The 10,552-nt window shown below is 66.8% G+C and carries 13 protein-coding genes; 7 read left to right on the top strand and 6 right to left on the bottom strand.

Going from position 1 to position 10,552, the window contains the following annotated elements:
- Nucleotides 1-1,448: ABC transporter ATP-binding protein (locus PVW46_RS16635; RefSeq protein ID WP_274576706.1), on the bottom strand; the 1,448-nt coding region annotated here is incomplete at its 3' end.
- 76 nt (nt 1,449-1,524) lie between these two features.
- On the bottom strand, nt 1,525-2,238 hold the full coding sequence (locus PVW46_RS16630) for a phosphatase domain-containing protein (protein WP_069210128.1): 714 nt from the start codon (nt 2,236-2,238) through the stop codon (nt 1,525-1,527).
- A gap of 128 nt (nt 2,239-2,366) precedes the next feature.
- On the opposite strand from PVW46_RS16630, the gene PVW46_RS16625 reads away from it, so the two are divergent.
- Complete coding sequence (locus PVW46_RS16625; RefSeq protein ID WP_069210129.1) at nt 2,367-3,560, top strand: pyridoxal-phosphate-dependent aminotransferase family protein; 1,194 nt, start codon at nt 2,367-2,369, stop codon at nt 3,558-3,560.
- A 39-nt stretch (nt 3,561-3,599) separates the two neighbouring features.
- Here the strand turns inward: PVW46_RS16625 and PVW46_RS16620 are convergent, their stop codons facing one another.
- Together PVW46_RS16620 and PVW46_RS16615 are read right to left on the bottom strand one after the other, a co-directional pair.
- On the bottom strand, nt 3,600-4,283 hold the full coding sequence (locus PVW46_RS16620) for an ABC transporter ATP-binding protein (protein WP_069210130.1): 684 nt from the start codon (nt 4,281-4,283) through the stop codon (nt 3,600-3,602).
- Nucleotides 4,276-5,562 (bottom strand): lipoprotein-releasing ABC transporter permease subunit, encoded by a 1,287-nt coding sequence (locus tag PVW46_RS16615; protein ID WP_069210131.1) that lies wholly within the window; start codon nt 5,560-5,562, stop codon nt 4,276-4,278. Before PVW46_RS16615 ends, PVW46_RS16620 begins: the two co-directional genes overlap by 8 nt.
- 129 nt (nt 5,563-5,691) lie before the next feature.
- Between PVW46_RS16615 and PVW46_RS16610 the strand changes: the two genes are divergently transcribed.
- The 4 genes from PVW46_RS16610 (at nt 5,692) to PVW46_RS16595 (ending at nt 8,531) form a co-directional block, all read left to right on the top strand.
- The gene (locus PVW46_RS16610; protein ID WP_043146295.1) at nt 5,692-6,021 is read left to right on the top strand and encodes a DnaJ family domain-containing protein; all 330 of its coding nucleotides are present in this window, start codon (nt 5,692-5,694) and stop codon (nt 6,019-6,021) included.
- Nucleotides 6,022-6,051: 30 nt separating this feature from the next.
- Entirely contained in the window at nt 6,052-7,170 is a 1,119-nt protein-coding gene (locus PVW46_RS16605) for a pyridoxal phosphate-dependent aminotransferase (protein WP_069210132.1), read from the top strand.
- A 114-nt stretch (nt 7,171-7,284) separates the two neighbouring features.
- On the top strand, nt 7,285-7,491 hold the full coding sequence (locus PVW46_RS16600; RefSeq protein WP_043146299.1) for a hypothetical protein: 207 nt from the start codon (nt 7,285-7,287) through the stop codon (nt 7,489-7,491).
- A gap of 62 nt (nt 7,492-7,553) precedes the next feature.
- The gene (locus PVW46_RS16595) at nt 7,554-8,531 is read left to right on the top strand and encodes an Ldh family oxidoreductase (RefSeq protein WP_069210133.1); all 978 of its coding nucleotides are present in this window, start codon (nt 7,554-7,556) and stop codon (nt 8,529-8,531) included.
- A gap of 9 nt (nt 8,532-8,540) precedes the next feature.
- Here the strand turns inward: PVW46_RS16595 and PVW46_RS16590 are convergent, their stop codons facing one another.
- Nucleotides 8,541-8,975 carry a DMT family transporter gene (locus tag PVW46_RS16590; protein ID WP_043146304.1) on the bottom strand — a complete coding sequence of 145 codons (435 nt, stop codon included), beginning with the start codon at nt 8,973-8,975 and terminating at the stop codon, nt 8,541-8,543.
- 11 nt (nt 8,976-8,986) lie between these two features.
- The gene (locus tag PVW46_RS16585) at nt 8,987-9,397 is read right to left on the bottom strand and encodes a PaaI family thioesterase (protein WP_043146309.1); all 411 of its coding nucleotides are present in this window, start codon (nt 9,395-9,397) and stop codon (nt 8,987-8,989) included.
- Between the two features lie 132 nt (nt 9,398-9,529).
- Here PVW46_RS16585 and PVW46_RS16580 point away from each other — a divergent pair, with 132 nt between their 5' ends.
- Together PVW46_RS16580 and PVW46_RS16575 are read left to right on the top strand one after the other, a co-directional pair.
- Nucleotides 9,530-9,982, top strand: a complete 453-nt coding sequence (locus PVW46_RS16580) for a c-type cytochrome (RefSeq protein WP_157923330.1) — start codon at nt 9,530-9,532, stop codon at nt 9,980-9,982.
- Between the two features lie 74 nt (nt 9,983-10,056).
- The gene (locus tag PVW46_RS16575; RefSeq protein WP_308421262.1) at nt 10,057-10,461 is read left to right on the top strand and encodes a c-type cytochrome; all 405 of its coding nucleotides are present in this window, start codon (nt 10,057-10,059) and stop codon (nt 10,459-10,461) included.
- Nucleotides 10,462-10,552 lie beyond the last annotated feature (91 nt).

The raw sequence follows: 10,552 nt of genomic DNA, 5'->3' as shown, positions 1-10,552 counted from the left end.
AGCGCGCTGGTCGCCTCGTCCAGAAGCAGCACGGGGGTGTCACGCAGCAGGGCCCGGGCAATGGCGACACGCTGCCGTTGACCACCGGACAGGCGAGAGCCACGCGTGCCGACCTGCGTGTCCAGGCCCGACTCCAGCCGGGGCAGGAAGTCCGAGACATGGGCCGCATCCAGCGCCTGTTGCAGCTCTGCCTCGGGCACCTCGCGGTCCAGCACGATGTTGTCGCGCAGGCTCTCGTCAAAGAGCAGCGCCTCCTGGCTGACGACAGAGATCATGCCGCGCAGATCGTCCAGCCGCAGCGCGGACACCGGCACGCCCCCGATGTCCACCGTGCCCGCCTGCGGGTCGGCCATGCGGGTCAGCAGGTTGAAGACCGTCGATTTCCCTGCGCCGGAAGCACCGACCAGCGCCGTGGTCTGTCCCGGTGCCGCTTCAAGCGTCAGGCCGCGCAGGACCTGTGCCTCGCCATAGCTGAGGTCGACGTCCCGCAGGCTGATCCCGGGGACGCCCTCGGGCGGGGGCAGGGGGCTGTCCGGATCACGCATGGCGGGCCGCGTTTCCAGCATCTCGATGATCCGCTCGATCGAGGCCGCGGCCACCTGCCAGACGCCGGACACGGCGCCCAGCCGGCGCAGCGGTTCAAAGGCCAGGCCGATCGCGGTGAAGAAGGCCATGAAATCGCCCACGGTCTTTTCGCCGGCCAGGATCTCTCCGCCGCCGAACCAGAGCACGCCGACAAAGCCGATCCCCGACATCAGGTCGATCAACCCGGGCAGCGAGGCCTGCCCGGCGGCGCTGCGCGTCTCGGCCCGGATGCGGGCCCGTGTCAGGTGGCGGTATTTCCCGGCCATCCAGCCTTCCAGCCGGTTGAGCTTGACCGGGGTGATGCCGTGAAAGACCTCGTTCAGGCGGGTCGACAGGCGCGCGGCGATATCGCGGACCTCGCGCGCGTTGCCGCGCACGAAACGCTGCAACAACACCGAGGGAAAGACCAGCAGCGGCGCGCCGATCAAGGCCACAAGCGTCCAGCGCCAGTCGATCGCCAGCGCCACGCCGAAAAGAGAGATCAGCGCGACGACGTCACGCCCGGCGCCGGTGACAAGCGTGTTCCAGACCTTGGCAATCGCGTTCACGTCGCCTTCGACCCGCTGGATCAGGTAGCCGGGGCCGTGTTCCTGGTGAAACCCGGGGTCCAGTCGCATCAGGTGTTCCAGCAGGTCCTGCCGAATGTCGCCCATCGACATCTGCGAGACCCGCGTCAGCAGCACCTTCTGCACCACGCTGGCCACGGCCCGCACGAAAAAGATCGCCATGACCGCCAGCCCGACCCAGACCAGCGCATCCGAATTGCCGCCGACAAAGACATCGTCGAACATCGGCTTCATCATGTAGCTGAGCAGGCCGAACATGCTGCCCTCGATGGACATGAAGACCATCGCCAGCGCCATCAGCCCGGCATAGCGTTTCAGGTAGCGCCGCCAGAGCCAGAGAAACAGGCCCTTTCGGTTGGGTTCGCCCTTTGGCCTAGCCACCCATCAACTCCCGCGCGCAGTCAATTTCGGGGCGGCGTGCCTCCCACGCGGACTGGATCGCCTTGGCCTGGTACTCGGTCCTGATCCAGTCCTCGAAGCCGATTTCGCCGAGCTCCTGACGCGCCTCGAAGACCCGCAGAACATAGTCCTGCACCCCGGTCTTGGTGAAATCCAGATGCATGTAGCGGAGGCCAAGCTGTTTCTTGGCTGCGGCGATGGGGGCGTTCTCGAAGACCAGCAGGTACATGGCGGCCACGAACCCGGCCCGGTCGGCGCCGGACTTGCAGTGGAACATCATCGGCCGTTCCGCCGCCCGCAGGGCGTCGATGACGCCGATGATCCTCTTGCGGGGGGCCGCTTCGCGCGCCCAGAGCTTGGCATTGACCAGGGTCATGCCAAGGGCTTCGACGCTTTCCTTTTCAAAAAGGTAATGTGCGTGCTTGTCCTCTCCGCGCAGGTTGACCACCGTGCGGATCCCCATCGCGGCATAGCGTTCGAACCGCCGGTGAGTTGGCTGGTTCGAGCGATAGACCCCCGGCGCGATCTGGAAGAAGTTGGTCCAGAACACCCGCAGGAAAGCATGGTCGAAGAGGTTGTAGTGCAGGGAAGACCAGCGCCGCGCCGAGGGGGTCGAAATGTCCCGCCCGAAGGAATGGCGCAGGCGGCGTTCGGCCGCGTCCAGTCTGCTCCAGAGTTTTGCCAGCATACGCGATAGGATCCCCGACGTTCAGGCGCGCGGTTTACGCGGCATTCCGCGGCCTGTCCAGCAAGGGCAGATATTGACGGCAGGGCGCCGCCCGTTAACGTCGCGCCGCACAGTTACAGGAGTCGCCCATGCCCTTGTCCAACGGCCGTCCCCACATGGCCCTGCCGGGGCCGTCGATGATGCCCGACCGCGTCTTGCAGGCGATGCACCGCCCGGCGCCCGACATCTATTCGCCGGAGCTGCATCAGATGGTCGCCGGTATCGTGCCGGACCTCGCCTATGTGGCGCAGACGGACGGACAGGTGGCGATGTACATCTGCAACGGCCACGGCGCCTGGGAGGCGGCCCTGTCGAACACCGTGGCCCCGGGCGAGGCGGTGCTTGCGCCCACCACCGGTGCCTTCGGTCACGGTTGGGCCGAGATGGCCCAGGGGCTGGGCGCCGAGGTCGAGATCATTGACCACGGTCGCACGGCACCGATTGACCCGGAGCGGGTCCGCGCCGCCCTGCTGGCGGACAAGGGCCAGCGCATCAAGGCGGTGCTGGCGGTGCATGTCGATACCTCGTCTTCCGTGCGGTCGGACATCGCCGCGTTGCGCGCCGTACTGGACGAGACCGGACACCCGGCGCTCTTGATGGTCGACTGTATCGCCTCGCTGGGCTGTGACGAGTTTCGCATGGATGCCTGGGGCGCCGACGTGATGGTGACCGGCTCTCAAAAAGGGCTGATGGTGCCGCCCGGGCTGGGCTTTGTCTTTTTCAACGCCCGTGCGGCAGAGGTGCGGCGTGCCATGCCGCGTGTCTCGCGCTATTGGGATTGGGGACCGCGCGCGGACCCGGCGATGTTCTACCAGTATTTTGGCGGCACCGCGCCCACGCATCACCTCTATGGCCTGCGCGCCGCGCTGGACATGATCCGCGAAGAGGGGATCGAGGCGGTCTGGGCGCGTCATGCCCGGCTGGCGCAGGCGATCTGGGCGGCGGGCGAGGCCTGGGCCGCGGACGGGCCGTTCCGGTTGAACGTGCCGGATCGCGCGCACCGTTCGCATGCGGTGACGGCGGCACAACTGGGCGCCCCTCTGGGCGACCGTTTGCGGGAGTGGTGCCGCGAGGAAGCTGGGCTGGTGCTGGGTGTGGGGCTGCGGGTGGGGGATCCGGACGATCCCACCGGCTCGGGCTATTTCCGTTTCGGGCACATGGGGCATGTGAACGCGCACGGCATCCTCGGCCTGATCGGCACGGTCGAGGCGGGGCTGACGGCGCTGGATATCCCGCATGGAGCCGGGGCGGTGGAGGCGGCGGTCAAGGTCGTCACGGAGTAAACAGCGCGACCTGTCCCTGATATTCCCGGGGCAGGCGGATCACTCCGCCTGCAACCCGCCGGCGTCCAGCCGCAACTGCCGGTCCATCCTGGCCGCCAGGTCCAGGTTGTGGGTGGCGATGAGGCAGGACAGCCCGGTTTCGCGCACCAGCGTCATCAGCGCGCCGAACACCCGGTCCGAGGTCGAGGGATCAAGGTTGCCCGTCGGTTCGTCCGCCAGCAACAGGCGCGGTGCATTGGCCATCGCCCGGCAAAAGGCCACCCGTTGCTGTTCGCCGCCCGACAGGGCCGCAGGCCGGTGGGCGGCGCGGTCCTTGACGCCGACGCTGTCCAGGAGGGCCAGCGCCCGGTCTTCGGCGGCACCGCGGGGCACGCCGTTGGCCAGCTGCGGCAGCACGATGTTTTCCAGCGCCGTGAACTCGGGCAGCAGGTGGTGGAACTGGTAGACAAAGCCCACATCCGCGCGCCGGACCGCCGTGCGGCGCCGGTCGCTGCGGTCCTGCATCTCTTCGCCCCCGATCTCGACGGTGCCGGCGTCCGGCGTGTCCAGCAGTCCGGCGATATGAAGAAGCGTCGACTTGCCCGCACCAGAGGGGGCCACCAATGCCACGACCTCGCCACGGGTGACTTCCAGGTCGATGCCGCGCAGGACCTGCACCTCGTTAGGCAGCCCCTTGTTGTAACTCTTCTCGATGCCCGTCAGGCGCAGGACCGTGTCACTCATAGCGCAGCGCCTCCACCGGGTTCATCCGGGCCGCGCGTCGGGCCGGAAAGATCGTGACGATGAAACTCAGCCCCAGCGACAGGCCTACGGCAGACAGTACATCCTTCAGGTGCAGTTCCGCGGGCAGGGCATAGATGCCCCGGATCGACGGATCCCAGACCCCGCCCCCCGACAGGTAGTTCACGGCGGCAAAGATCGGGTCGATGTAGATGGCGAAGAGGCAGCCCAGAAGCACACCCAGCGCCGTCCCGATCAGCCCGGTGAAGGAACCGCAAATGAAGAAGACCCGCATCACGGATCCCTCGGTCAGTCCCATCGTACGCAGGATGCCGATGTCGCGGCCCTTGTTCTTGACCAGCATGATCAGGCCCGAAACGATGTTCATCGTCGCGATCAGAACCAGCACCGAGAGGATCACGAACATCACGTTGTCTTCGATGTCCAACGCCCGCAGGAAACCGCCAGAGGCATCCTGCCATGTCCAGACCAGCGCGCCGGTGCCCGCCGCCTGGCCGATGGCGCGGGTGTACCTTTCGACCTGTTCGGGGTCCTCGACGGTGATCTCCAGTTCGTCCGCCACGCCCTCGCGGTTGAAATACAGTTGCGCCTCTTCGAAGGGCATGTAGACCCGCGTCCGGTCGATGTCATAGCGCCCGGCGGTAAAGATATAGGTGACCGGGTAGCTCTTGACCCTGGGGCTGACCCCGAACGGCGTCTTGACCCCGTTGGGAGAGATCAGGTCGATCGTGTCGCCCAGTCCCACGCCCAGCATCTGCGCCACGCCCGACCCGATGGCGATCCCCGTGTCGAAATCCACGATATTGCCGATGCCGGTTTCCATGTCGGCGATGCGTGGGATCTCGATCAGGTCGGCCTCTGCGATGCCGAAGACCTCGACACCCGCGTTTCGGCCCTTGCCTGTGGCCATGACCTGGCCCTTGACCAGCGGGGCCACGCGGGTCACGCCGGGAACCTCGCGCACGCGCTCGGCCATTGCCTCGTGGTCGGGCAGGGTGCGGGTCGGTTGCCCGTCCTCGCCGGTGCGCTGGATGTGGTAGACGGTGACATGGGCGTTGGCGCCCACGATGGTGTCGACGAATTCCGCCCGGAACCCCGACCGGACCGCCAGTGTCGCGATCAGCGCAAAGACCGCAAGCGTGATGCCGATGAGGGAAATCCAGGTCATGACAGAGACGCCACCTTCGGCGCGCTTGGCGCGCAGATAGCGCCAGGCGATCATCCATTCGAAAAGGGCGAAGGGCGGCGGCTGGCGCGTCATCGGCGATCTTTCTTGTCCTGCTCGCGGCGGAAACTGGCCTTTTGCCCCGCCGGGGTCAAGCTGTGGCGGCACTTGTGAGCGGGGCGCCGCAGGTCTATCCTGGCTTTGTGACAAGGGGGAAGCTGCCCGATGCCAAACTTTGATCGTCTGACAGAGGCGCAGATCCGCAAGGCCGAGGCGGAAGGCAAGCTGAAGAACCTCGAAGGCGAGGGCAGGCCGTTGCCACATCGCCCCGGCGATGCGCTGATCGACCCGGGTGAGGCGGTGGGCTATCGCATCATGGCGGAGGCCGGAGCCTTGCCAGAGGAAGTGGGCCTGAAGGCACAGATGGATGCCGCTCGTGCCGACTGGCAGGCCGCAACCGATCCTGACGAGAAGAAGCGCCTCATGGCCCGTATCGCGGACTTGCAGATGCGCTATGAAATCGCTCGTGACGCGCGGCGCAAATTCATGCGTTGACGCGGGCCACGCGCGGTTCATAAATGCGCCATGACCGGACCTCGTTACCCTGACCTGATCGCCGCCCTGCCTGAAACCGTGCCCTTCGTCGGGCCCGAGGTACAGGAGCGCGCCCGCGGTGCCCTGTTCAAGGCCCGCCTTGGTGCCAACGAAAGCGTTTTCGGCCCGTCCCCCTTTGCCATTGCCGCGATCCAGGACGAGGCCGCCGAGGTCTGGAAATATGCCGATCCCTCGCATCTGGATCTCAAGGGCGCGCTGGCTGCGAAAATGGCCTGTGCTGCGGAAAACATCCTGATTGGTGAGGGGATCGACGGGTTGCTGGGCTATCTCGTCCGGCTGCTGGTGGCGCCGGGCGACACGGTCGTGACCTCCGACGGCGCCTATCCGACCTTCAACTACCATGTGAACGGCTATGGCGGCGTGCTGCATAAGATCCCCTATGCCGGCGATCACGAGAACCTGGGCGGGCTGATCGAGAAGGCGGCGGAGGTCGACGCCAAGCTGATCTACCTTGCCAACCCCGACAACCCGATGGGCAGCTGGCATTCAGGCGCTGCGATCGAGGCGGCATTGGATACGCTCCCCGATGGCTGCGTGCTGGCCCTGGACGAGGCCTATATCGAGTTCGCGCCCGAGGGCACCGCGCCCCGGATCGACCCCGAAGACGACCGGGTCGTGCGCCTGCGCACCTTTTCCAAGGCCTATGGCATGGCGGGTGCGCGCATCGGCTATGCGATCTCGGCCGCGCCGGTGATCCGTGCCTTTGACAAGATCCGCAACCATTTCGGCATGAACCGGATGGCGCTGGCCGGGGCGCTGGCGGCCCTGCAGGACACCGAGTGGCTCGAAGAGGTCTTGCGCCTGACCGAGGACGCGCGGGGCGAGATTGCCCGCATCGCCGAGGCGAACGGGCTGACCACGTTGCCGTCGGCCACGAATTTCGTTGCCGTGGATTGCGGGCGCGACGGGGATTTTGCCCGCGCGGTGCTGGCTGGACTGATCGACCGCGGGGTCTTTGTCCGCATGCCCTTTGTGGCGCCGCAGGACCGCTGTATCCGCATCAGCGCCGGTCGGTCCGAGGACCTGGCGGTTCTGGAAGAGACCTTGCCGGCCGCGCTGGCCGCTGCGCGGGAAACCGTCTCCGCCTAGGCGAAACGGCGCGCATTAACCGGAAATTCAACGGATCGCGGATTCCTGACCTGACTTGCAGGCCGGATGCGCTAAACTCTTGCCTGCATGCAGCCGCAGGCAGGAGGCACCGCGATGGAGAACCGTCACCCGCAACCGGTCGAGGATTACACCTCCGCCAACATGGTCTTGATCTTCGTCAACTTGCTTTGGGTCTTTGTTCTGCTGTGGTCGTGGTGGGGCCTGGGGCCGGTCCTGATCGTCGCGGTTCTTCTCAACCACCTGATCACCCGGCTGGAGCTGGCGCGACGCCGCCATGAACAGCGCTTTGACCGCTTCTGACCCCTCTCTTTTCGTTTCGGTCAACGCGGATTAGGGTCCTGCCAAACACGCAGGAGCCCTTCATGCCCGAAATTTCCGTTGCCGAAATCCAGCGCCTTTCAGAAACCGCCCTGGCCATGCATGGCGCCGGTCCGGCCATCGCCGCGGAAATGGCCCGCGCCATCGCCTGGGCCGAGGCGCGCGGGAACCGTATCTGTGGCCTTTACTACCTGGAAAGCTATTGCCAGCAGCTGACTTCGGGGCGGGTCGATGGCCGCGCGGTGCCGGGTATCAGCCGGCCGCGTGCCTCGGAAATCCGTGTCGATGCCGCGCATGGCTTTGCCCAACCCGCCTTTGCCGCGGCCCTGCCGCTGGCGCTGGAGGCGGCGCATGAGACGGGGGTGGTCAGCCTTGCCCTGCATCACGCGCATACATGTACCGCGCTGGGCTATTTCACCGAACAGATCGCTCGGGGTGGTGCGCTTGGGCTGGGGCTGACCAATGCCTCGCCCATCGTGGCCGCGCCGGGGGGCAAGACCCGCGTGATCGGCACCAATCCCATCGCCTTTGCCGTGCCCGACGGCCAGGGCGGCGTGGCGATGATGTTCGACCAGAGCACCACGACCGTGGCGCTGGGCCATATCACGATGGCCAAGGCGGCGGGCCGTCCCATCCCCGAGGGCTGGGCCGTCGATTCGGAGGGGCGGCCAACAACCGACCCCGAGGCGGCGCTGACCGGGTCGCTGACCAGTGCCGGAGGCTACAAGGGCTGGGGCTTTGGCCTGATGGCCGAGATCCTCGCCGCCTGTCTGGGCGGCGGAGTGCTGAGCTCGGAAGTCGCCCCGCTCAAGGCGCCAGAAGGCGCGCCGCATGATCTTGGCCAGTACTTCCTGCTGATCGATCCGGGGCAGGGGGCGTTCTACGACCGGCTGGCAGAGCTGGGCCGGGTGGTCACGCAGGACGAGGGCGCGAGAATGCCCGGCGCGGGCCGGGCCGTGCAGGAGGCAATCGACGTCCCCGATGCCCTCTGGCACCAGCTGCAGTCTCTCGCCGGGGCCTGAGATCTGCGGTCAGGCGCGCTGGGTGATCCAGACCCCCAGCGCCATGACCGCGATACCCGTCGCCCGGGTCAGGGTCAGGGGAGAGACCCGTGCGCCGAACAGCCCGAAATGGTCGATCGCCGCCGCGCTGATGAGCTGCCCGATCAGCACGAAGAAGACCGCGTTGCCGACACCGAAATGCGGCGCGATATAGGTGACGGACAGAACGTAGAAGGCCACCAGGCAGCCGCCAAGAAGCAGGTGCCGGGGCGCCGAGGCCAGCCCGCCAAAGCCCTTGGCGCCCATCAGTGCCCAGACCGCCCCGGTCGACAGCAGCGCAACGCAGAACAGGACCACAGCCGCCGCCGCCGGAGACCCGAGCCGCTGTCCCAGCGCCGCATTGAGCGCGGCCAGCGTGGGAATGCCGATTCCCGCCAGCAGCATGATCACAGCGTATTGTGTCATCCCGGATCCCTTCATGATGGCAGGTAGAAGGTGGCGCTGGCGGCGGCCACCGTGGCCGCGTCCGGCAGCCGGATCAGCAGCGCCTCGGCAAAGATCATCGCCCGCCCGGCCTTGATCACCCGGGCGGTGCAGCGCACGGCATCGCCGCGGGCCGCGCTGAGAAAACGCGTCTCGAGGTTGGTGGTGGCCACCGGCTCGAACCGGCCCAGCCGCCCCGCACAGGCAAAGACCATCGCCGTATCCGCCAGCGTCGCCAGGGCCTGGCCGCAGACGATGCCGCCCATGCGGGCGATCTCGGGGCGCACGGGGATTTCCAGCACCGCCTGATCGGGGCCGATCTCGGTGATCTCCGGCTGCAGGGCCTGGACCCAGGGTGCGAAATTCTCTTTCAACAGGTGCTGCGCGGTGGCAGGATCGAGCATGTGGACCTCCCGTCTTTCCGGCGCGACTATGACCGGAGGCGCGGGCACTGTCACGCGCCCTTGGGATGGGGCGGTTCGCCGGGCGGACTTGCAGTCCATGAACCGGACAGGAAGATGGAGCGGGACATGCACATGAGGGTACTCGCCGGGGTTGCGCTGATGACGCTGTCCGGCTGCGCGGTTTTCTGGCCGGGACAGGGGGGAACGAGCCGGAGCTGGTTCAGCCCGTCCCAGGACAGGGTCGACGTGGTGGACCCGGGGGCACGGATCTATGCGGCCAATTGCGCGGGGTGCCACGGGGCAAGGGGGCTTGGCGATGGCGCATTGGGCGCAGACCTGCCCGTGACCCCGCCGGATCTGACCGGATTGACCCTGGCCAACGGCGGCATCTTTCCCGCCGAACAAGTGATGGAAACCATCCACGGCTACCCGGGCAAGTTCCACCGCGGTTCGATGCCCGAGTTCGCGTCCGAACTGGGTGGCCCCGTGGTGGAGTGGCGCGCGCCGTCGGGCGAGGTGATCATGACCCCAAGGGGGCTGCTGGACGTGGTGGCTCATGTCGAGGGGCTGCAGGCCGACGGCTGAACGGGCTTGCCGAGGCGCTGGCGCTTTGGCAGGAAGCGGGGAGAGCAGGCATGAAAGGGGCAGGAATGGTCAGAATGACTCTCGGGCTGGTGGCGGCACTGGCGCTGGCGGGCTGCGTCGAGGAAACCGCGATGCCGGGTCCTTCGGATGGACGGTCGTTGTTCATGGAAAATTGCGCGGTCTGTCATGGCGCGGATGGCAAGGGCGATGGACAGATGGCGCGGGCCATGAGTGTCGCGCCGAAGAACCTGACGTTGATCAAGGTGCGCCACGGCAACGTCTTTCCACGGGCCAAGGTGATGTCGATCATCGACGGCTATGCACGGTCGGACCGGTCTGCATCATGGATGCCGGAGTTCGGTGCGCTGCTGGAGGGAGACCTGGTGCCCTATGACAGTGGCGACGGCAAACCGACACCGACGCCGCGCAAGCTGGTGGCGCTGGCGGAATACCTGGAATCGATTCAAGCGGAGCGCTGAGGGCCGCCGGAACGGGACTGTTTGCGGCTTGGACGCAAAGTCGCCCGCCCGCCGACCCTTTGGACAGGCTGCGCCTGTTTTTCGCTTCCGG

Origin of the sequence: Mameliella sp. AT18 (assembly GCF_028807275.1) — a bacterium.
In the GTDB taxonomy this organism is placed as follows: domain Bacteria; phylum Pseudomonadota; class Alphaproteobacteria; order Rhodobacterales; family Rhodobacteraceae; genus Antarctobacter; species Antarctobacter albus.
This window is presented reverse-complemented; position numbering and strand designations above follow the sequence as displayed.

Coding starts and splice junctions, on each gene's coding strand:
- PVW46_RS16595 (WP_069210133.1), top strand. CDS start 7,554: ATGCCCGAAATTTCCGTTGCCGAAATCCAGCGCCTTTCAGAAACCGCC.
- PVW46_RS16630 (WP_069210128.1), bottom strand. CDS start 2,238: ATGCTGGCAAAACTCTGGAGCAGACTGGACGCGGCCGAACGCCGCCTG.
- PVW46_RS16605 (WP_069210132.1), top strand. CDS start 6,052: ATGACCGGACCTCGTTACCCTGACCTGATCGCCGCCCTGCCTGAAACC.
- PVW46_RS16600 (WP_043146299.1), top strand. CDS start 7,285: ATGGAGAACCGTCACCCGCAACCGGTCGAGGATTACACCTCCGCCAAC.
- PVW46_RS16575 (WP_308421262.1), top strand. CDS start 10,057: ATGACTCTCGGGCTGGTGGCGGCACTGGCGCTGGCGGGCTGCGTCGAG.
- PVW46_RS16585 (WP_043146309.1), bottom strand. CDS start 9,397: ATGCTCGATCCTGCCACCGCGCAGCACCTGTTGAAAGAGAATTTCGCA.
- PVW46_RS16615 (WP_069210131.1), bottom strand. CDS start 5,562: ATGACGCGCCAGCCGCCGCCCTTCGCCCTTTTCGAATGGATGATCGCC.
- PVW46_RS16625 (WP_069210129.1), top strand. CDS start 2,367: ATGCCCTTGTCCAACGGCCGTCCCCACATGGCCCTGCCGGGGCCGTCG.
- PVW46_RS16590 (WP_043146304.1), bottom strand. CDS start 8,975: ATGACACAATACGCTGTGATCATGCTGCTGGCGGGAATCGGCATTCCC.
- PVW46_RS16580 (WP_157923330.1), top strand. CDS start 9,530: ATGAGGGTACTCGCCGGGGTTGCGCTGATGACGCTGTCCGGCTGCGCG.
- PVW46_RS16620 (WP_069210130.1), bottom strand. CDS start 4,283: ATGAGTGACACGGTCCTGCGCCTGACGGGCATCGAGAAGAGTTACAAC.
- PVW46_RS16610 (WP_043146295.1), top strand. CDS start 5,692: ATGCCAAACTTTGATCGTCTGACAGAGGCGCAGATCCGCAAGGCCGAG.